The organism is Streptomyces sp. NPDC102283 (assembly GCF_044766265.1).
Taxonomy (GTDB): Bacteria; Actinomycetota; Actinomycetes; order Streptomycetales; family Streptomycetaceae; genus Streptomyces.
Genome location: NZ_JBIWLQ010000019.1, coordinates 97722 through 117763, shown reverse-complemented (window position 1 = coordinate 117763; position 20042 = coordinate 97722). Strand labels below are relative to the sequence as shown.

The 20042-nt window shown below is 71.3% G+C and carries 23 protein-coding genes; 15 read left to right on the top strand and 8 right to left on the bottom strand.

What is annotated here, in order from left to right:
* Positions 1-329: 329 nt before the first annotated feature.
* A complete protein-coding gene (locus ACIRJT_RS30875; protein WP_403915573.1) occupies positions 330-1466 on the top strand; it encodes a PQQ-dependent sugar dehydrogenase in 1137 nt (378 codons plus the stop codon).
* A gap of 155 nt (positions 1467-1621) precedes the next feature.
* Here the strand turns inward: ACIRJT_RS30875 and ACIRJT_RS30870 are convergent, their stop codons facing one another.
* Positions 1622-2233: a helix-turn-helix domain-containing protein gene (locus ACIRJT_RS30870; protein WP_403915571.1), complete on the bottom strand. Its 612-nt coding sequence runs from the start codon at positions 2231-2233 to the stop codon at positions 1622-1624.
* A gap of 242 nt (positions 2234-2475) precedes the next feature.
* On the opposite strand from ACIRJT_RS30870, the gene ACIRJT_RS30865 reads away from it, so the two are divergent.
* Positions 2476-3402 (top strand): LysR family transcriptional regulator, encoded by a 927-nt coding sequence (locus tag ACIRJT_RS30865; protein WP_403915568.1) that lies wholly within the window; start codon positions 2476-2478, stop codon positions 3400-3402.
* Positions 3403-3485: 83 nt separating this feature from the next.
* On the opposite strand, the gene ACIRJT_RS30860 is transcribed toward ACIRJT_RS30865, so the two are convergent.
* Positions 3486-4514: an aminoglycoside phosphotransferase family protein gene (locus ACIRJT_RS30860; protein ID WP_403915566.1), complete on the bottom strand. Its 1029-nt coding sequence runs from the start codon at positions 4512-4514 to the stop codon at positions 3486-3488.
* A 184-nt stretch (positions 4515-4698) separates the two neighbouring features.
* Here ACIRJT_RS30860 and thpR point away from each other — a divergent pair, with 184 nt between their 5' ends.
* On the top strand, positions 4699-5328 hold the full coding sequence (thpR, locus tag ACIRJT_RS30855; RefSeq protein WP_403915564.1) for an RNA 2',3'-cyclic phosphodiesterase: 630 nt from the start codon (positions 4699-4701) through the stop codon (positions 5326-5328).
* A gap of 29 nt (positions 5329-5357) precedes the next feature.
* On the opposite strand, the gene ACIRJT_RS30850 is transcribed toward thpR, so the two are convergent.
* Positions 5358-6014, bottom strand: a complete 657-nt coding sequence (locus ACIRJT_RS30850; RefSeq protein WP_403915562.1) for a maleylpyruvate isomerase N-terminal domain-containing protein — start codon at positions 6012-6014, stop codon at positions 5358-5360.
* Positions 6015-6083: 69 nt separating this feature from the next.
* Positions 6084-6725, bottom strand: a complete 642-nt coding sequence (locus tag ACIRJT_RS30845; protein ID WP_403915560.1) for a hypothetical protein — start codon at positions 6723-6725, stop codon at positions 6084-6086.
* Between the two features lie 151 nt (positions 6726-6876).
* Between ACIRJT_RS30845 and ACIRJT_RS30840 the strand changes: the two genes are divergently transcribed.
* Positions 6877-8385 carry an MFS transporter gene (locus ACIRJT_RS30840; RefSeq protein ID WP_403915557.1) on the top strand — a complete coding sequence of 503 codons (1509 nt, stop codon included), beginning with the start codon at positions 6877-6879 and terminating at the stop codon, positions 8383-8385.
* A 56-nt stretch (positions 8386-8441) separates the two neighbouring features.
* On the top strand, positions 8442-8987 hold the full coding sequence (locus ACIRJT_RS30835) for a TetR/AcrR family transcriptional regulator (protein ID WP_403915554.1): 546 nt from the start codon (positions 8442-8444) through the stop codon (positions 8985-8987).
* Positions 8988-9013: 26 nt separating this feature from the next.
* On the opposite strand, the gene ACIRJT_RS30830 is transcribed toward ACIRJT_RS30835, so the two are convergent.
* Complete coding sequence (locus ACIRJT_RS30830) at positions 9014-9502, bottom strand: MarR family winged helix-turn-helix transcriptional regulator (protein WP_403915552.1); 489 nt, start codon at positions 9500-9502, stop codon at positions 9014-9016.
* 113 nt (positions 9503-9615) lie between these two features.
* Between ACIRJT_RS30830 and ACIRJT_RS30825 the strand changes: the two genes are divergently transcribed.
* Both ACIRJT_RS30825 and ACIRJT_RS30820 read left to right on the top strand, forming a co-directional pair.
* On the top strand, positions 9616-10026 hold the full coding sequence (locus tag ACIRJT_RS30825; RefSeq protein ID WP_403915550.1) for an Ohr family peroxiredoxin: 411 nt from the start codon (positions 9616-9618) through the stop codon (positions 10024-10026).
* A 231-nt stretch (positions 10027-10257) separates the two neighbouring features.
* On the top strand, positions 10258-10500 hold the full coding sequence (locus ACIRJT_RS30820) for a hypothetical protein (RefSeq protein ID WP_403915547.1): 243 nt from the start codon (positions 10258-10260) through the stop codon (positions 10498-10500).
* Here ACIRJT_RS30820 and ACIRJT_RS30815 read toward each other — a convergent pair.
* Complete coding sequence (locus ACIRJT_RS30815; RefSeq protein WP_403915543.1) at positions 10489-11400, bottom strand: LysR family transcriptional regulator; 912 nt, start codon at positions 11398-11400, stop codon at positions 10489-10491. The genes ACIRJT_RS30820 and ACIRJT_RS30815 overlap by 12 nt on opposite strands.
* A 233-nt stretch (positions 11401-11633) precedes the next feature.
* On the opposite strand from ACIRJT_RS30815, the gene ACIRJT_RS30810 reads away from it, so the two are divergent.
* Positions 11634-12128 (top strand): hypothetical protein, encoded by a 495-nt coding sequence (locus ACIRJT_RS30810; protein ID WP_403915540.1) that lies wholly within the window; start codon positions 11634-11636, stop codon positions 12126-12128.
* A 19-nt stretch (positions 12129-12147) separates the two neighbouring features.
* Here ACIRJT_RS30810 and ACIRJT_RS30805 read toward each other — a convergent pair whose 3' ends face one another.
* Complete coding sequence (locus ACIRJT_RS30805) at positions 12148-12810, bottom strand: TetR/AcrR family transcriptional regulator (RefSeq protein WP_403915538.1); 663 nt, start codon at positions 12808-12810, stop codon at positions 12148-12150.
* A 217-nt stretch (positions 12811-13027) separates the two neighbouring features.
* Between ACIRJT_RS30805 and ACIRJT_RS30800 the strand changes: the two genes are divergently transcribed.
* A complete protein-coding gene (locus tag ACIRJT_RS30800; protein WP_403915535.1) occupies positions 13028-14926 on the top strand; it encodes an RICIN domain-containing protein in 1899 nt (632 codons plus the stop codon).
* A 73-nt stretch (positions 14927-14999) separates the two neighbouring features.
* Here ACIRJT_RS30800 and ACIRJT_RS30795 read toward each other — a convergent pair whose 3' ends face one another.
* Positions 15000-15740: an SDR family oxidoreductase gene (locus ACIRJT_RS30795; protein ID WP_403915533.1), complete on the bottom strand. Its 741-nt coding sequence runs from the start codon at positions 15738-15740 to the stop codon at positions 15000-15002.
* Positions 15741-15896: 156 nt separating this feature from the next.
* Between ACIRJT_RS30795 and ACIRJT_RS30790 the strand changes: the two genes are divergently transcribed.
* The 6 genes from ACIRJT_RS30790 (at position 15897) to ACIRJT_RS30765 (ending at position 20025) form a co-directional block, all read left to right on the top strand.
* Complete coding sequence (locus tag ACIRJT_RS30790; RefSeq protein WP_403915530.1) at positions 15897-16421, top strand: RrF2 family transcriptional regulator; 525 nt, start codon at positions 15897-15899, stop codon at positions 16419-16421.
* A gap of 82 nt (positions 16422-16503) precedes the next feature.
* Positions 16504-16716 (top strand): hypothetical protein, encoded by a 213-nt coding sequence (locus ACIRJT_RS30785; protein WP_403915527.1) that lies wholly within the window; start codon positions 16504-16506, stop codon positions 16714-16716.
* 79 nt (positions 16717-16795) lie between these two features.
* On the top strand, positions 16796-17734 hold the full coding sequence (gene yhfZ / locus ACIRJT_RS30780; RefSeq protein ID WP_403915524.1) for a GntR family transcriptional regulator YhfZ: 939 nt from the start codon (positions 16796-16798) through the stop codon (positions 17732-17734).
* Between the two features lie 98 nt (positions 17735-17832).
* Positions 17833-18219 carry a PRD domain-containing protein gene (locus ACIRJT_RS30775; RefSeq protein WP_403915522.1) on the top strand — a complete coding sequence of 129 codons (387 nt, stop codon included), beginning with the start codon at positions 17833-17835 and terminating at the stop codon, positions 18217-18219.
* A gap of 71 nt (positions 18220-18290) precedes the next feature.
* Positions 18291-18647, top strand: a complete 357-nt coding sequence (locus ACIRJT_RS30770) for a DUF2620 domain-containing protein (RefSeq protein ID WP_361332538.1) — start codon at positions 18291-18293, stop codon at positions 18645-18647.
* Positions 18648-18690: 43 nt separating this feature from the next.
* Positions 18691-20025, top strand: coding sequence for a YhfT family protein (locus ACIRJT_RS30765; protein WP_403915519.1), 1335 nt, complete (start codon positions 18691-18693; stop codon positions 20023-20025).
* Positions 20026-20042 lie beyond the last annotated feature (17 nt).

Genomic DNA, 20042 nt, shown 5'->3' with positions numbered 1-20042 from the left:
CGTTACGGCGCAATAACGTTGTATGGAGCGGCAGTTGGTGAGAGATGGAGCGCTCCCATCAACGACCGAACAGGCGACACGAATGCATCACCGGTCGAGTTCGCGTCGACGATTGGCCGACTATCGACTTGCGGTGTGCGCAAGGACCGTCGCGGAAGAAGACGCCGTAACGCTGGTCTAGGCCAGGCCACGTCCGTCCCCCTATCCTCACCTGTAGCCGGTGACACACCAACTCCCCCACCCAGGTTGCCTGCCGGCTCGTGCCCCCCACTCAACTCCGCTCGAGCAGCCGGGTGACCTCCCCCATTCGCCGCCTCCAGGAGGCCACGGTGAAATTTCGCACCAGAAGCTCGGCGATCATCGGCACGCTCTGCCTCGTCACGTCACTGGCGCTGGCCACGGCGTCGGCCGACGAGCCGGCCGCACCGATCCAGCCGGTGACCGCGTCCCTGACCGAAGTGGCCAGGGCCCAGGGGCCGTCCGCCGGAGCCGCCGGGCCCGATGACGCGCTGTGGATCGCCGAACGCGCGGGCACCGTAAGGGTCCTTGACGGTTCGGGCCTCGGCGCACCGGTGCTCGACATATCCGACGAGACCACCACGGACGGCGAACGCGGCCTGCTGGGCGTCGCGTTCGACAAGACCTTCGCGCACTTCTACATCTCGTTCACGGACCTCGAAGGCACCAGCACGGTGGACGAGTTCGCCGTGGAGGGCGGCCGGCTCCAGCCGGAGACCCGGCGCACCGTCCTCACCCAGACGCAGCCGTACGCGAACCACAACGGCGGGGACATCAAGTTCGGCCCCGACGGCTATCTGTACATCGCCTTCGGTGACGGCGGCTCGGGCGGCGACCCGCACGGCAACGGGCAGAAGCTCGACACCCTGCTCGGCAAGCTGCTGCGGATAGACCCGAGCGGAGGCGAGCCGTACGCGATCCCGGCGGACAACCCCTTCGTGGACGACGCGAACGCGAAGGACGAGATCTGGGCGTACGGGCTGCGCAATCCGTGGCGGTTCTCCTTCGACGCGGGCACGGGCGACCTGCTGATCGGCGATGTCGGCCAGAGCGACTGGGAGGAGGTCGACTGGGCCCCGGCGGACAGCAAGGGCGGTGAGAACTACGGCTGGTCCTCCATGGAGGGCACTCACCCCTTCCGGGGCGGCACGGAGCCCGCGAACCATGTCCCGCCGGTCCACGAGTACGACCGGACGGGCCTCGGCTGCTCGGTGACCGGCGGATTCGTCTACCGCGGCGACGCACTCCCCGGCCTTCGGGGGAGCTATGTGTTCAGCGACTACTGCGACGGCACCCTCCGTACGCTCCAGCTGGAGAACGGCGAGGTGACCGGCGTCGGCGACCTCGGTGTCAGCGGCGGCGAGGTGATCTCGTTCGTCGAGGGCGGTGACGGCGAGCTGTACGTCCTGGGCAGCGCCGGCGCCGTCTCGCGCGTCGACCCCGCGTGAGCCGCTGAAACGCACGGCCGGTCAGCTGCGCGGACCGATGCCGGGGGCCCGCCGATCATGACGATCGGTGGGCCCCTGCCGCATGGTCCGGCCGTACGCGAGGGGGCTCGGGCCCGACCGCAGGGCAGGCACCCCGACGCGCCACCGCGCGCTCGTCACGAAAGGCTCCGTCCGGGCGGGGGCGGGCGGTTCGCCTTCTCCCCGCCTTCGCCGCGCTGATGGCCGCGGCGGGCGTCCCGGTCGAAGACGCCCAGCAGCTCGCACGGCCCGCCCTCGGCGCCGATCGCGTGCGGGAGCATCGTGGGGAACTCCGCCGCCTGGTTCGTCTCGATCCGCAGGCGCCGGTTGCCCAGGAGCAGGATCGCGGTGCCGGAGAGGACGACGAGCCACTCTCTTCCCGGATGCGCGCGGAGCCGGGAAGGGTTGTCGGGCGGCGGCTCGGTCAGGCGCTGGCGGATGACGGTCATGCCGGGTTCCGCCTTGATGGGCCACCGCAGCTGACCGTGGGCTCCGTCGATCATCGGGCTGGAGACGATGTCGTCGGAGGCGGTCTCGACCAGCTGGTCGAGTGAGGTGTCCAGGGCGCGGGCGAGAGTGACCAGCTGGTCCAGGGCCAGTCGGCGCCGACCGTTCTCGATGCGGCTGAGCGTGGACTGACTGACCTTCGCCCGGGCGGCCAGCTCCTCCAGGGACCAGCCCTGGGCCACGCGGAGGGCGCGGATGCGTTTGCGTACCAGGCTGTCCAGCTCACCGTCATCTTGCGTCATGAGCATAAGCGTATGCCAGTGAGGCAAGGTGCGCTCAGCCCCGGACACCTCGTGGGACCTCACCCTGCTGTTGCTCCGATGCCGCAGTCCGCACCGGGGGGCCTTGGCGTGCCACGAAGTGAACCGTCCGCCACAACCGATCGTTGACGACGAGTGTGCGCATGGCCGGACAGGCTCGCGATCCCACAACCGGGTGATCGGTGAGCCACAACCCGCGGTTGTGGCCACATAGAGTTCAGTACGTGGACATCGAAGCCGTGCGCACTTTCGTCACCGTCGCGGACACCGGGCAGTTCCAGGAGGCCGCCGTGGACCTCCGCGTCAGCCAGCAGGCCGTCTCCAAGCGCGTGGCGGCCCTGGAGCGCGTGCTCGGGGTGGCGTTGTTCGTGCGCACCGCCCGCGGAGCGCGCCCCACGCTGGACGGGCAGGCCTTCCTGCCCCACGCCCGCGAGGTCCTGAGGGCCGTGGAGCGGGCCGCCGCCTCGGTACGCCCCGGGGACCGGGTGCTGCGCGTGGACGTGCTCCACCGGCGTATCGCCCCGGCGCTGGCCGTTCGCGGCTTCTACCAGGCCCATCCAGGCACGGACCTGGACGTGGTGACGCTCGCGGACACCAACGTGACCGGGGCGGCCGAGGCGGTGCGGGCCGGCGAGATCGACGCGACCTTCCGCGCCGTGCCCGCGGGCGCCCTGCCCGAAGGGATCAGCGCCGAACGCGTCCTGGACGATCCGTTGCAGCTCCTCGTCGGACCGCGCCACCCGCTCGCCTCCGCCCGGTCGTTGGCCCCGGCGGACCTCGCCGGGCACCGGATCTGGATTCCGGGCATCAGACAGGGCACCGAGTGGGCCGCCTACTACGACCGGCTCGCAGAGGACTTCGGTCTGCGCGTCGACGCGGTCGGGCCCGACTTCGGGACCGAGGCGCTGATGGACTCGATCGCCGACTCCGCGGCGCTGGCCACACTCGTCGGCTCCCGGGACCGGTACGTGTGGCCGACCGCCCACGACCTGCGGCGGATCCCGGTCGTGGGCCCTACTCCGGTCTATCCGCATGTGCTCCTGTACCGGACGGGCAACCCTCACCCGGTTCTGGCAGCGCTGCGCAGGCACCTCGTGCGGGTACGGCCGGAGCCGCCGGCCGACAGATGGACTCCGGGCTGGGCCCGCTGAGCTGTCGGCGAAACGCGGCCCGCCCGCTGCTGCTCCGGGCCGGCGGCCGGCGGCCGCCGGTCCGTGCGGCGGGCGGCCTCGGCTCAGGGGCGTTGCGTGGGGACCGGCCGGAGCCTGGGCCAACGGGCCAGCATCTGCCGGCGCATGTCCGCGCAGAGAGTGCTCAGCCCGCTCAGGCCGTCGTGGCCGGCGGTCATGCCGACGACGACGCCGAGCCGGTGGACAAGGCGTTGCCGGGCGGTCACGGTGCCCCACTTCCAGTCGCGGACCGGGATCCGCGCGAGGTGATCGGCGCCTTGGCGACGGGCCCTCTGGACCAGGGCGTCGCCCCGGATCAGCCAGCCCGCACAGGGGTCGGTGAGATCGTCGTGGAGTTCGTCGCCGGTCTCGGTGCGCCATGCCGTGCGGTAGGCGGCCTCCGCCCGTTGCAGCAGCGGGGCGGGCGCCGCGGTGACACACCAGCAGGTCGGGAAGCCGATGCGCAGGTAGGCGAGTTCCACCAGCCCGCTGCCCAGGGCCGCCTGTTCGAAGTCGATGAACCGGGTCCCGCCGGTGGTGTGCAGGTCGTTGCCGGGACACGGGTCGCCGTGGAGCAGGGCGTGCCCGGGCGCCAGGGCGAGTCGGCGCACGAGGTCGTCGAGCTCGCCGGGCACTCCGGGAGGGACGGAGGCGTCGAGGGCCCGGGCCAGCCGGAGGAAGGAGGCGGCGTCGGCCGCGTCCGGACCCTGCCAGCGGGGCAGCACTCCGGCGTGCTCGGGGCGGGCGACTGCGTGCAGCCTGGCCAGTGCCGCCGCGTAGTCCACGATCCAGTCGCCGGAGGGGTGTCGGTGGTCCAGATGCTCCAGGACCAGTACCCGGTCGTCGGGGGCGGTGCCCAGCAGTGCGGGCACCACGGCCGGGTCGGCTCCGGCGGCGAGTCGCAGCGCGGCCAGTTCACGGGCGTACCGCTCGTCGGCGTCGTGGCCGTCGACGACCTGCTTCACCACCACGGGCGCCCCGGCCGTCTCCACCCGCCACACGCGTGAGCGGGGGCTGCTGCTCAGTCGTCGGGAGCGCCCCGGAGCGCCTAGTCCGGCCCGTAAGTCGTCCCCCCACGGCAGTCGCGCTCGCATGCGGCCATCCTCGCACGGGGGTTGCGTCCTGATCTGTGGAATGCCCGACCTCCGAGGCACGGCGTGACGCGTGCCAAAAACCGATGCCCGCGCCGTACGTTACGGAGTCGGCCGACCCGCGCCCGAGTCCGTCGTCGGGCCCCGTTCTACGGCGGGGCCACGGCCGGCACGTACCGTACGGCAGGTGAACGAACCGCTCGAAGCCGTGACCGGCCCCCCTGCGGACGAACGCGTCCGGGCCACGACGACCCGCGTGTTCCTGGCGCTCGCGCCGCCCGACGACGCGAAGGACGAGCTGGCCCGGGCGCTGCGCCCGGCCTACGACGCCTATCCCCGCATGCGGTGGAACCGTATCGAGGACTGGCACATCACCCTGGCGTTCCTCGGGGAGCTGCCGGTCGCCGCCGTCCCGCCCCTGATGCCTCCGCTCGCCGGGCTCGCGGCGCGGCGAAGGCCCCTGCGGCTGGCGCTGCACGGCGGCGGGCACTTCGACGAGCGGGTGCTGTGGACCGGGGTCACGGGGGACCTCGAAGGGCTGCACCACCTCGCCACCGACGTACGCGCCCTCGTCCGGGAGTGCGGTGTCTCCTTCCCCGAGCGGCCTCTCCGGCCCCATCTGACGCTGGCCCGGTCCCGCCGGGGCGACCACGCGGCCACGGTGGAGGCCGCGACGGGGCTCGCCGCGTTCGCCGGCCGGAGCTGGGAGGCCGGGCGCCTCCACCTGGTCGGCAGCAACATCGGCCGGGGACCGGGACCGATCCACTACCGCGACATCGAGGCCTGGGGCTTCCGCCACGGAGCGGACGGGATCTGAACGAACGCCCCTCGACGGCGGTCGCAGCGCTAACCGAGGACGAACGGGAGAGCGGCTGCCAGGTCGCCCAGTTCGCGCGTCTCGGCACCGGTCGGGGCCCGCCGCCCGGTGCCGAGCAGCAGCACGTCCTCGTCGGAGAACGACGCGGGGAACACAGCCCCGCAGATCCCCTCGACCAGCTCCCTCGACCGGGCGAGCCCCTCCGGGGGCGGTCCTGCCGCGTCCGGGAGGTGCCTGACCAGGTCGAGGTGGTGCAGCGTCCACTCCAGTACGTACACGGAGAGGTAGTCGCCCGCGGTGAGGACCTCGCCGCGGGTGCTGACCCGGAGGTCGGGATCCACGAGCCGGGCGGCGCGGCCCGCGGCGGAGCCCACGTCGTCGAGGTGAAACGTGAGCAGGCCCGGGTCCTCGTAGGCGGCGGCCAGCCGCACGGTCAGGGCGTCGAGCGGGTCGGCACCCGTGGGCGGCGTGCCGGATACGGTCCAGTAGGTCAGCGCGTCACGGGTCGGCTCCGTTTCCGCGGGCGTCACCAGGGTGATCAGGACGTCCTGTGCGTCGATGATCAGGTGGCACACCAGATCCCGTACGAGCCAGCCCTCGCAGCCCGATGGCTGTTCGAAGTCCTCGACGGGAAGTCCGGCGACCGTCGTGCGCAGCGCTGTCCACGAGCGTGAGAAGAGGTCCACGTCGGTAACGGTAGTGCGACAGGGGAGCACGCGAGTTGGACGGTGTCCGATGACCGCCGTCACGCGCCGTCACGCGCTTTCGTGTCGCGCCCGTTCGTGTCGCTCGGGCCGGTCGTGCGACAGCAGGAACTCGGTCGCCCGCGCGATGGCCTCGGCGGACGTGCCGTAAACGGCCTCCGACTCGTCCTCGCGCAGGTCCGCGCCCGTGGCGGTGTACCACCAGGCGTCGGCGCCCGGGTCATGGTGAATGACGGCGTCGCCGCCCGCGTAGTGGAGCGGAATGGACTCGCTGGCGGACTTCTTGGGCACCGCGTGCGGCCACTTGAGGCGCGCCGACTGGCGCTTGATGCCGCCCCAGGCCGCGCCGAGCTGCGCATAGCTGGATCCTCCGCGTCCGGCGACGGTGGCCGCGCTCTCGGCCAGCCGGTCGACGGACCGCTTGGCCTCGTAGAGCGACCGCAGCATCGCCAGTTGAACGTCGGGCGCGGGCATGAGGGCCGCGTCGAAGGGCTTGCCTGCCGCGCGGTAGGCCAGCGCACGCGTCGAGATCCGCTCGGCCAGCGACCGGGCCGCGGCGAGCACCTGCTCGTCCATGGCGAACGTGTCGTCGTCGCGCGGCTCGTTCCAGGCGGGATCCACCGGGGTCAGGACCGTGGCCCAGAAGTTCTCATCGCTCTGGTCAGGGGTCGGGATCGCCTTCGAATCATCCATGCGACAACTTTAACTGTCGCGAGATCGATCCGCAATTCTTTTTGTCTTTTAAGTCACGCGACAGCGTCGCCTGTCACGTGTTCCGTAACTATACCTTTCGTAAGGTACAGTTACGCAGTCGGATCGGCTCTCACGGTGAGGCTCACCAGGAATGATCATCAGCACGAAGCGGCGCTGGCTGCTCCTGGCCGTGGTGAGCGCGGGACTTCTGTTGATCACGCTGGACAACTCCATCCTGTACGCGGCCCTGCCGACGCTCGTGGAGGATCTCGGCGCGAGCAGCTCCGAGGGGCTCTGGATCATCAACGCCTACCCGGTCGTGATGGCCGGCCTGCTGTTGGGGAGCGGCACGCTCGGCGACCGGGTGGGACACCGGAGGATGTTCCTGATCGGCCTCGCGGTCTTCGGCGCGGCCTCGCTCGTCGCGGCCTTCTCCACCAGCCCGGAGGCGCTGATCGCCGCGCGGGCCTTCCTCGCCGTCGGTGCGGCCGCGATGATGCCCGCCACGCTCGCCCTGATCCGCGTCACCTTCGACGACGAGCGCGAGCGCAACATGGCCATCGCGGTCTGGGGCACCATGGCGGTCGTGGGCAGCGCGCTGGGTCCGATCATCAGTGGAATCCTGCTGCAGCACTTCTGGTGGGGATCGGTCTTCATCATCAACATCCCGGTCGTCCTCGCGGCGGTCGTGGCCACGCTGCTCGTCGCTCCGCGAGACGCCCCGGACCCCACCAAGCGCTGGGATCTGCTCTCCTCGCTGCTGGCGCTCGTCGCCCTGGTCGGCCTCGTCATCGCGATCAAGGAGACGGCGAAGGCCGGTCCGGCTCCGGCCGTCATCGCCGCCGCCGTCCTCTCGGCCGCGATCGGCGGGTGGGCTTTCGCCCGGCGCCAACGCCGCCTGCCCTACCCTCTGCTGGACTTCGCGATCTTCCGCAACCGCGCCTTCCTCGCAGGCGTGCTGGCCGCCGGATTCGCCATGTTCGCCATCGCCGGCGTCCAGCTCGTGACCACCCAGCGCTTCCAGCTCGTGGAGGGCTTCACCCCACTGCGGGCAGGGTTCCTCGTCGCGGCGGTCGCCCTGGGCGCGTTCCCCACGGCAATGCTCGGAGGCGCGATCCTCCACCGGGTCGGCCTGCTGCCCCTCATCACGGGAGGCCTGGCCCTGGGGGCCGCGGGCACCGTGCTGGTGCTCATGAACTTCGCCACCAGCACGGGCCTCCTCGTCACCGGGCTGATCATCACCGGCAGCGGACTCGGCGCGGCCATGTCCGTCGCGTCCAGCGCGATCATGGGCAACGTCCCGGCCCGCAGGGCGGGCATGGCCTCGTCCGTCGAGGAGGTCTCCTACGAGTTCGGCAGCCTGGTCGCGGTCGCCCTCCTCGGCAGCCTGCTCACCGCCGTGTACTCCGCGACCATCGACCTCCCCGCCGGGGTGCCAGGGCGGGCGCGCGACAGCCTCGACAGCGCGCTCGCCCTGGCCGGGGAAGAGCCAGGGACCAACAGCGCGCTGGTCACCGCGGCGTCCGAGGCCTTCGACGGCGCGTACCTCGCCGTGATGATCGTGGTCGCCGCCGTCCTCGCCGTCGGCGCCCTCGCGACCGGCGTCCTGCTGCGACGCCACGGCCCCGGCTCGGCGCTGTCCGGCCCCACGCACCACTGAGCTTCGTGCACCACCGAGTCCCGCACACCGCCGACCCGACGACACGGGAGCAACGCATGCGCACCAGCAAACGGACCCAGATCCTCGAAGCCGCCACCCGTGTCGTGCAGCGCGAAGGCGTCAAGAGCGTCACCTTCGACTCCGTCGCCGCGGAGGCGGGGCTGACGAAGGGCGGCCTCCTCTACCACTTCGCCTCGCGCGACGACCTCGTCCAGGCGATCCACCAGCATCTGGCCGACCGGTGGGAGGCCGACCTGGTCGCGGCGGCCGGAAAGTCCGCGGCCGACGCCACTCGGGGGGAACGGCTCGCCGCCTACGCCAGGGTCGCCATCCAGAGCGCCACGCGGGCCGAGCTCCTGCTGATGCTCGAAGGCTCGACGAACGCCGCGCACGCGGCCGTGTGGGAAGCCGTGACGGAACGGTGGGCGCCGTCCCCGGCTTCGGCGGCCGAGGACCCGGCCGCGCTCGACCGGTTCATCGTCCGCCTCGCGGCCGACGGGCTGTGGCTGTACGAATCCCTGACCGCGGAGCGACTGGACCCCGACATGCGACGGGCCGTCGCCGACCGCATAGCCGACGCCCTGAGTCACCGCGACAGCTGATCACCGGCCACGCAGCCCTCGGCGGCTCAGTACGCGTCGGCAGCCTCGCCCAGAGCGGCGGTGAGGCGGCCCAGGACTTCCTGCAGCCCGAGAACCTCGTCCAGGGACAGACCGGTGGCGTCCAGCACGCCACGGGGAACGGCCAGCGCGCGGTCACGCAGGCGCGCGCCCTCGCCGGTCAGGTCGATCAGAACGGAGCGTTCGTCCTCGCGGCCGCGTTCACGCCGGACCAGTCCGGCCGCCTCCAGCCGCTTCAGCAGCGGCGAGAGGGTCCCGGAGTCCAGACGGAGGCGCTCTCCGATGCCCTTGACCGGCTGGGGGCCGTGCTCCCACAGGACCAGCATGACCAGGTACTGCGAGTAGGTGAGACCCAGGTCCTTGAGAGCCTGCCGGTAGAAGCCGCCGAACGCGCGCGACGCGGCGTGCAGCGAGAAGCAGACCTGGTGGTCCAGTCGCAGCAGCACCGCGTCGGGGACGTCGGAGAGATCGGGCGAGGCGCCCGGAGCAGTGGTCATGAGAACCAGCGTACCGCCGACCACGCGATTAAGTTGTGCACAAATTAGTTGTGTGCAATCTTTTCTTCTGTCGCCGCGACCATCCCGGTCGGGGCTCCAGTGGAGGATCACCCATGGACGCGTTGTACACCGCCGCCGCCACCGCCAACGGCCGCGAGGGCCGTGCCGTGAGCTCGGACGGTCAGATCGACCTCCCCCTCGCCATGCCCCCGGCCCTCGGCGGCAACGGTCGGGGCACCAACCCCGAGCAGCTCTTCGCCGCCGGCTACGCCGCCTGTTTCGCCAGCGCGATGGCCGCGGTCGGTCGCGAGACGAAGGTCGACACGAAGGACGCCTCCGTGACCGCCGAGGTCTCCATCGGCAAGGACGGCGACGGCTTCGGCCTCGCGGTGGTCATGCGCGTGGAACTCCCGGACTCCCTCGCGGGCGAGGCCGGGCGGAAGCTGGTCGAGGCCACTCACGCCTACTGCCCGTACTCCAGGGCCACCCGGGGAAACATCGACGTCCAGCTGGTCATCGAGTAATCGCCCCGCGCATGGGGCGTCACCCTTTCAAGCGACCCGGCACCGCGGTCACCGCGCGGTGCACGGCCTCGCGCGCCCCGTCGGACGGGCCGAGCCGCGTCCACCCGCGGATCGGCGCGCACCCGCTCCACCGCGTCGGCGGTGCGGAGCACTCTCCCGGCGAGGCGCTCGACGGGTTCGTGGACACGTACGCGTCCACGTACAACGCCCACGACACGCCTGGCTACCGCCGTGACCGGCCGGCTCGCCTCCGATCCGCGCGTCGACCGGTCCTCGGACCTGACGGCCGTGGTGATCAGCGCTCCCGGCGACCGTCCCGAGCCGACTCCGGGCTCCGCGCACGACCGGCTTCCGGCTTGCCTGGACGCGCGGTTGGAGGCGACGGACGGCGTGGACGTGCGGGTGCCCGGCTCCGTCGCCCCTTCCCCCGGAACGGGCGTACCGGACGGGGCGCGGGCCGCATCACCCCGGTGAGCGGAGCTGTTCGCGCTCCGCGACCGCCACGAGCAGCAACTCCCGCAGGACCAGGGCAGTTGCGAGCGGCGTGTCGGGCAGCGCCACGTGCACGGTCCGGCGCAGAGCGGGGTCGGTGAGGGGGCGCAGGACGAGCTCGCCGGGGACCGCCGGCGCCGCCAGCGAGGGGACCAGGGCCACGCCGAGCCCGGCGACCGCGTAACCGAACTTGCCCGCCCACCCGGCGATCCGCATGACTTTTCCCGGGGTGAAGCCCGCTCGGGCGCAGGCGTCGGCGAGCATCGTGGGGCGGTCGCCGTAGGCGCTCTGGATCCAGGTCTCGTCACGGAGTTCGTACAGGTCGACCACCTCGGCCCCGGCCAGGGGGTGTCGGCGCGGGAGGGCGACGAGCAGTTCGTCCTCGCACAGCACGGTGGTCGTGATCCCGTCGGCCGAGGGCAGACCGTAGGGGTAGTCGCTCACGACGGCGAGGTCGAGCGTCCCGTCCGCGAGCTGCCGCATCAGCGTGCCGGTCGGATTCTCGACGGCCACCACCTCGACCCCCGGCCGGGCGTCCTTGAGGGCGCGCAGCGCGGCCGGCAGGAGTGCGATGCCGGCGGTGGCGAACGCGCCCGTGTGCAGGGTCCCGCCGTCTCCCGCGTGCAGCACGGCGAGGTCCCGCTCGGCCCGGGCCAGGCGGTCGAGCACATCAACGGCGTGCCGGTGCAGTACCCGCCCCGCGGGGGTGAGCCGTACACCGCGTGGGAGGCGTACGAGCAGCGGCCCGCCCGCCCGGTGCTCCAGTGCGGCGATCCGCCGGGAGACCGCGGACTGCGTGTAGTCGAGCCGGGCCGCCGCCCGGGTGAACGATCCGGTCTCGGCCACGGCGACGAGCAACCGGAGCGATTCGTTGTCCCACATGTCTTCCCCCTCTCACCGCGCGCTCGTCGCCCGGACACCGGCATCCTCCCCGATCACATTCCGGTCGCGCATGGGTTCCATGTGATTCGGTCGCTGGTGTCATGTCTCGGGCAGCCATAGCGTCGGGTCCACGGCGGCGCCGAGGGGCGGAAGCGCGGTCGTCCTGGCCCGCCACTCGCTCAGCCGAGGACGGGCGGGCACCAGTGGCTTTGATCCCGAGAAGGCGGTTCATCGTGCGACAGACCAGGAGCGGACCGGAGTTGGGGCAGCGGATCGGCACGTACCACGCCGTGGGGCTCGCAGGCGCGCTCGCCCAGTTCGCGGTGCGGACCGTCACCCTGCTGGTGGTGGTCCTGATCGTCGCGCTGGTGTGGATCAGACCGAACTCCGCGCTGCTCAAGGGCGCCGTGGCCGCGACCGTGGTCCTTGTCCTGTTCGGCCTGCGCCTGGTGTGGCGCTTCGTCACCGCGCGATGCGGCGGCAACCAGTGCCGACTGCACCGGGGCGGCATCGCCGTCACCGGCCCGCTCGGCGGGGTGCGGGACGCGGTGATATGGCGGGAGGTGACCGGCCTGCGCAGGACGAGCAGCGCGTCCCTCCTCATGGCCTCCCACCGCGTCGAGGTCGAACGACGAGGCCGAGCGCCTCTCACCTTCACGGCGCTGGGGCTCGAACCCGCCCTGATCGGTGTCCTGTTGAGACTCGCCGCACGCAACGGCCTGGAGTAGGCGACCGACCCGGAAGCGGTCAGTCGGCGGCGTGCGGGCCGAAGCGCTCGGGGTCGAGAGTCGCCAGCAGTGAGGTGACCACGAGATCGGTCGACGCGGCCATGTCCACGGATTCCGGCGACAGGAGCCACTGGACCTGGAGGCCGTCCATGACCGCGATGATGGCGTTGGCCGCGTTGTCGGTCAGGTCCTCGCGGCCGGCGGGAGGTCCACAGGCCTCGCGCAGGGCGTCGGCGACGAAGGCGCGCAGCCCGTGGTAGCGGTCGCGGAAGTAGTCCTGGGCGGGGTGGTCATCGGTGACGGACTCCGCCGAGAGCACCGCGTACAGCCGGACGATGCCCTCGCGCTCCGCGTTGCGCAGTGCCGTGTTCACCAGGTGCCGCAGGAAATCCAGCCCCTGCGGGCGGTCCGGACCCAGGTGCTCGATGTCCCGCTGGTCGCGCAGTTCGAGCACGCTGGTGAGCAGAAGGGCCTTGGAGCGGAAGTAGTGCAGCACCCCCGCCTGCGTGAGGCCGACCCGGTCCGCGATCTCGGCGAGCGAGGCGTTGTTGTAACCACGGGCGGCGAAGGCGTCCATGGCGATGGCCAGGATGTCCTGCTGCCGCTGCCGGGCTTCCGGGCTGCGCGGTGTTCGGGGCTTGGCCGGACCGCGCGCCGGCCTGCCCACTGACTGGTTGCTCACCGGTTCACCTTAAGCCTGCCGAAGCCCGGGTGAAGATCTTCCGGGCCGGAGGGAAGAACACCGGAGCCGACTACTTACTAACCACTTAGTGGGTGTGCTTTCATGCCGTTGTCCCGCCCTCTTGTGACCGGCACGCCCGGAGCGAGGCGTCCGCCGCGCCCTCCGTCGGCCGGGGTGCAACCTGTCAGCAGGTACGAACCCAAGGAGAGCCGCAACCATGCCAACCTCCACTCGCCCTCGTTCCGGAGCGCGCGCGGCAGTCGCCGCGCTCGTCCTCGCCGTGGCCGCACTCGGCGTCGACGGCGCCGCGGGAACCGCCCGGGCGGCCGACCCGGCCGCACAGGTGTGGGTCACCACTCCGGACGGCTCCAAGAAGCTCACCCCGGAGGGAACCGTCCCTTTCACCGGGGCCCCGCAGGCGGTCGACATCCGTATCGACGCCGCGGACAAGGGCCAGAAGTTCACCGGCGCGGGAGCCTCGGTGACGGGCGCGTCCGCCCGTCTCCTCCAGAGCCTCCCCCAGACGCAGCGCACGGCGGTGCTGAAGTCGCTGTTCTCCACGGAGGGCGACGGCATCGGGCTCAACTACCTGCGCCAGCCGCTGGGAAGCACCGATTTCGACGCGAACGCAGACACGTACACCTACGAGGACACTCGGGGAGCCTTCTCCATCGACCGGGACCGGAGCCAGATCATCCCGGTTCTGAAGCAGGCCACCGCCATCAACCCCGCCATCCGGTTCATGGGCTCCCCCTGGTCGCCGCCGGCCTGGATGAAGACCAACAACTCGCTCAACGGAGGCAGTCTGCGGCCCGAGCACTATCAGACGTACGCCGACTACCTGGTCAAGGCGATCAGGGCGTACGGCCGGGAGGGCATCGCCCTCACCGACCTCACGGCGCAGAACGAGCCGGAATTCGCGACCAGTTACCCGTCCATGAGCATGACCTCGACCCAACAGGCCGACTTCCTGCGGGTCCTGGACGGTGCGCTCACCGCGGCGAACCTACCGACCAACATCCTGGCCTACGACCACAACTGGGACCACCCGGACTACCCGCTCGATGTCTTCGCGCGGACCGGCGGCATCCAGCGGATCATCGGCGCCGCGTTCCACTGCTACGGCGGAGCGCCCGCCGCCCAGAAGCAGATCGCCGACGCCGGGAAGCGGGTCTTCTTCACGGAGTGCTCCGGCACCGACAGCGCGAACCCGGCGACGACGTTCGGCGACACGCTCAAGTGGCACACCGAGAACCTGGTGGTGCAGAACATGCGCAACGGCGGCGAGACGGTGATCAACTGGAACCTCGCCCTCGATCGGAACGGTGGCCCCCACCAGGGTCACTGCACCGACCGCTGCAACGGCATCGTGGAGATCAACGGCGGCCAGGTCACCCGCAATGCCGAGTTCTACGTCCTCGGTCATGTCTCCAAGTTCGTCGAGGCGGGCGCGGTCCGGATCGGCTCCACCGGCCAAGGTGCCGGAGGAGTGCGGAATGTCGCCTTCCAGAACAGCGACGGCAGCCGCGCGGCCGTGGTCGTCAACACCGCTTCCGGAGCGCAGCGGTTCTCCCTGACCGACAACGGCAGGTCGCTCGCGTACACGCTGCCCGCCGGGGCCGTCGCCACCTTCACCTGGGTCGGGAGCGGCGGTACGACGGAGCCGCCCGTGGGCTCCATCGACCCCGCCGCGTGGTACCAGGTGCGGAACGCCGACAGCGGGGCCTGTCTCGACGCGGCCGACTGGGGTACGGCCAACGGCACCGCCCTGCAGCAGTGGGCCTGCGGGACCGGGGCCAACCAGGGCTGGCAGTTCCGGCCGACCGACGGCGGCCACTACCAGGTGGTGAACCGGCACAACGCGAAGGCCTGGGACGTCGACGGCGGCTCCGGGGCCACCGCCGACGGCACCAGGGTCCATCTGTGGTCCTACGAGGGCGGCCTCAATCAGCAGTGGCGGCCGGAGCCCCTGGCCGGCGGCGGGCAGTACCGCTTCGTCGCCCGCCACAGCGGCAAGTGCCTCGGTATCGACGACTCCTCGACGGCCGACGGGGCCAGGCTGTCCCAGCAGCCGTGCTCCGGCTCCCCGGCCCAGGCGTTCACCCTGGCCCGCTGACGCGGACGACCGGGACCTCGGCGGCTCTCCGGACGGAGGGCCACCGAGGTGCGCGTCCTCGGCTGCTCCCCCGTCAGGCCTGCCGCGCCAGCCAGTCGGCGTAACGGGTGGGGGCGATGCGGGCGTCGCCCTTCGGGGTGAGGACGTCGCCGTTGACGGCGGCGAACATTCCGGCGGTGTCGTCGGTGGTCACCGAGCGGCTGTCGCCCTTGGCACGGAGGGTGATGAGGCCCAGTTCGTCCAGCGGGTAGGCGTCGGGCCCTGCGAGATCGACGGTGCCCCGCAGCGGTGCGCCGGTCGCGACCTCGGCGACGGTGGCGGCGACATCGGCGGCGGCGACCGGCTGGAGCCGGGTGCGCGGGAGGCGCACGATGTCGTCGTCGGAGGTCCAGGAGAGGACGGCGTCCATGAACTCCATGAACTGCGTGGCGCGAACGATGGAGTAGGGCACGGGCCCGGCCCGCAGGATCTCTTCCTGGAGCGTCTTGGCCCGGTAGTAGTCCAGCTCGGGCACCTGGTCGACCCCGACGATCGACAGGACGACGAAGTGCCCGACGCCCGCCTTCCGGGCGGCGGCGACGAGGTTGTCCATCGAGGCACGGAAGAACGCCGGCGAGGCGTCGTCGAACGTCGGCGAGTTGGTCAGGTTGACGACCACGTCCGCACCGGCGAGGGCGGCGTCGAGCCCTTCGCCGGTGATCACGTCCACCCCGGTGGACAGGGAGTGGGGTACCGCGCGGTGACCGGCCGCGTCGAGATCCCGCACCACCCGGGATCCGATCAGTCCGGTTCCGCCGATGACAGCGATGTGCATGGCCCTGCCCTTCCTCGATGGCGTGTCCCGTCCGGCACCCGAGGAGGGCATCTCCGCCACCCCCGCCACCGAACGCGGACATCTTCTGTCCGAGATGCTACTCGGACATTCGCTATCCGGGTATCGGTAGCCGTGGATTAGAGTGAAGAAGTGAAAATGTCTGGTGGCGTCGAGTGGGCACTGCACTGCTGCGTCGTGCTGACCTCGACCGAGGAACCCGCGCCGGCCGCGCGACTGGCGGAGCTGCACGACGTATCGCCCAGCTATCTCGCCAAGCAGTTGCAAGCCCTGTCGCGGGCCGGACTCGTCCAGTCGGTCCAGGGCAAGGCGGGCGGCTACGTCCTCACCCGTTCACCGGCGCTCATCACCGTGCTCGACGTCGTCGAGGCGGTCGACGGGCCGGGGCCCGCCTTCGTCTGCACGGAGATCCGGCAGCGCGGCCCGATGGCCACTCCCCCGGAAGCCTGCACCACTCCCTGCGCCATCAACCGCGCCATGGGCCGGGCCGAGGCAGCCTGGCGCGAGTCCCTCCGCTCGACCACCGTCGCCGACCTCGCCGCCGACGTCGCCTCCGACTACGGGCCAGGCGCACTGGACGGCATCAGCGCGTGGCTGACCCCGGCCGACAACCGGGGAGCGTCCAGCACCCGCGGACGCGCCCCCGCGCCGCCACCGACATAATCGCGCGCGCCGCACCCCGCTCACGCCCCACGCGCCCTCATATGCTTCACCTTCTGCCAGTTCACCCGCTTCAGGAGGTCCTGTGCCGGCCCGCGCCATGTACTGCTACACGTGCGATTCCGATGAGCAGCACCGTTCCCTTACCGCCGACGAGAAGACCTGGCTCCGCAGCCGAACGGGCCGCCGGAGCGCCGACGAGTTCTTCATGTGCCAGGCGCCGAACTGCCGCAACGTGCGCAGCGGTTTCAACAAGCACCCGTTCGACCCCGTGATCCGCGTCCCCCTGCCGGACTGAGACCGACCCGGGGCGGCCGTACACAGGCCCGGCGGCACGACCCTTGCCAGTATCCAGAATCCTGTTTACTGTTTGATTCGTGAACGACCTCGACGACCGACTCCTCACGCGCAACGGCCTCGCCGCCCGGCAGCTGGCCGTCCTGCTTCTGCACCACGAGCCGGACACCCGACTGCCCCGGGTGCGCGACTTCGCCGAGGAGCTGGGCTGCGGGAACGGAACCGTCCAGGCGGCCCTCCAGCTGCTGGAGGAGGCCGGGGCGATCTCCACGACCGCGCGCGGCCACCTGGGAACCTTCCTGGTCCGCTCCGACCGCACCGTCCTGTGGCGGCTTTCCGGTCTCGGCACCCTGCTCGCGGCCATGCCGCTCCCCTACTCGCGCAGGTACGAGGGGCTGGCGACCGGACTGCGCAGCGCTTTCGAGGAGGCGGGCGCGCCGTTCGCGATCACGTTCATGCGGGGCGCCGGGGCCCGTACGGCCGCCCTGCTGGAGGGCAAGGTCGACCTGGTGGTGCTGTCGCGCTTCGCCGCCGACCGACTGATCGCCGAACATCCGGTGGAGCTGGTGGCCGACCTCGGCCCCGCCACCTACGTCGGCGCGCACGGCATGCTCGTACGGCACGGGGCGGACCTGGCGGCGCCGGGACTCCGGGTGGCGATCGACCACGCCTCGGAGGATCTGCGCATGCTCGTGGAGCGGGTGTTCGCCGGCCGGGAGGACATCGAATGGCGGGAGGCCTCCTACATGCAACTGCACGACCTGTTCGCACGGAACGAGGTGGACGCGACCGTCTGGAACCTCGACGAGGCGCAGGACCGGCTCGGGCTCGGCGTCGACGTGGTGCCGCTCGGCGACGAGGTCACCCGGGAGCTGGCGCTGCGCAACTCCACCGCCGCCGTGATCGGACGGACCGACGGAGCGAAGGCGCTCGCCGCCGTCCGCGAGTCGCTCGACCTGTCCACGGTGACGCGGCTGCAGAGTGAGGTGCTGCGGGGAGAACGCGTCCCCTCGTACTGACCTGGCCTGCCGCCCCGGCCGATGCGGCGCGGAGGTCCGGAGCGTCGCACAGCCTGAAAATACAGAATCCTGGTTATTGTTGATTGAGGAGGAGCGCCATGGACGACCAGCTCGCACTGCGGATCCAGCTGTTCCGCGAAGGCGGTCAGGTCAAACCCGGGGTGGCCGACTTCGTCGCCGCGGAACTCGCCGCCCTGGAAGCCGAGGGGCATCTCGTCACCGAGGCGACGGCGGGCATGCTGACCAGCCATCTCATGATGGCCATCGGCCGTCTGCTGAACGGCGAGCCGATCGAGCAGTTCCTCACCGACGACCAGGTCGCCGCCGAACTGGCGGACCATCCGGAAGCGGTCGCCCGCGCCCGCGAGGTCGCCGCACGGGCCGAGCGGGAGCTGGGGGCCGCTCTCCCACGATCCGAGATCAACTTCCTCGGCATGCACCTGGCCGTACTGGCACGGCAGTCCCCGCCCGCCTCGACGTCCTGACCACTCCCCGCGCCCCCTTACGCCCCGCTCTCCCCTACGCCCCGCAGGAACACGCAGAAAGCAGAACAGCCATGACGAAGATCCTCACCGGTGGAGTCGGCAAGGTCGAGGTCACCCAGGCCATCGGCAGCCTCGGCATCGACTCCCTCGACGTCGTCCCCTCCAGCGACATGGACGCCGCGATGAAGCTGCGGGTCGGCCAGGCCGACTACTACCTGGGCACCTGCCACACCGGTGCCGGCGCGTCGCTGGGCGTGCTCGTGGGCCTCCTGGGCAGCGCCTCCTGCCACACCTTCGGCCGGAGCGTCCCCACCGAGGACACGATCGCCGCGCTGCTCGCCGACGGCAAGAAGGCCTTCGGCTTCTCGATGGACCAGATCGACGTCATCGCCCCGCTGATGGCCCGTGCCATCGCGGCCCGCGGCTGATCACAGCCTCCTTCTCATCGTCCCGGGCACCAAGGAGTGACTCGTGAGCACCACTCTCGCCGCCGGCGCGGAACTCGACTTCTCGCTGGCCCAGCAACTGACCGTGATAGCCCTCTGCGCGCTCACGGCGTTCATCGCGCACATGGCGCTGGCCGTCTTCAACGACGGCGTGCGCCCCTTCCTGCTGGACTTCATCCAGGGGCGCACCACCCGCAGCGCGACGACGGCCGTCTCGTTCGGGCTCTCCGCCGGGTTCATCTTCGGGCTCGGCGCGCCGATGGCCCTGTCCACCGGTGTGCTGAACCCGTGGCTGCTCTTCCTGCCCACGGACATCCTCGGAATGCTGTCACCGAAGAAGTGGCTCGCCCCGATCCTCGGCGGCGCGTGGGGCGCGGTGGTCGTCTTCGGACTGAACGGCGCCAACGACGTCGCCCATGACCTGCCGGTCGACTTCCTGACCGCGATGCAGCAGATGTCGACGCCGATCCTGTTCCTGTTCACGCTCTTCCCCGTGCTCGCCATCACCAAGCAGTTCGGCCGCAGGTGGGGCGGCGTCGCGGGCGTCCTCGAACTGGCCCTGGTCGTCCTGACGATGAAGCTGTGGCCCGACATGTTCGCCGGGGCGCTGGCCATGGCGGTGGGCGTGCTGATGCTCATCGGCCTCGCCGTCTCCAAGGACCTGCGGCAGCGCCGGGCCGACCGGGCGGCGGGCGTCGTGGAGGAGGTGACCGGGGACGACCCGATGGCATCCCTCTTCAGCGCCAGCGCGACCCGGCTGCGGAAGTACCTGCCGCTGTTCATGCTGCTGGGCGCGGGCGTGTGCGTCCTCGCCCAGATGCACGTGTTCGGCGGCGGCGAGGCGACCAGCTTCCTGATCGCGAAGGGGCAGTACGCCGAGGCGGCGCAGGTCGACTTCTACCGGGTCTTCGGCTTCATCCCGCTGATCGCCACGACCGCCCTGGCCTCCGGCGCGTACGGCATCGCGGGCTTCACCCTGGTGTACCCCATCGGGTACCTCATGCCGAACCCCTTCCTGGCCGCCGTCGTCGGTGCGCTCGTGTTCGCCGTCGAGGTGCTGGCCCTCTCCTGGATCGGCAAGGTGCTCGGCAAGCTGCCGAGCGTCCGGGACTCCTCGGAGCACCTGCGCAGCGCCATCGGGGACACCCTCCAGCTCGCGATCCTGTTCGGCTCGCTGATGGCCGCCAACGCCATGGGCGGCGGGCTCGGCATCCTCGTCGTCGGCGGGCTCTACCTGCTGAACGAGTCGATGGGCCGGCCCGTCGTGAGGATGGCCGCGGCCCCGGCGGCCGTGATCGTCGGCGGTGTCCTCCTCAACGTCCTCTACTGGCTCGACCTGTTCACCCCGGTCAAGGGCTGACGTCCGACCCCGGATCC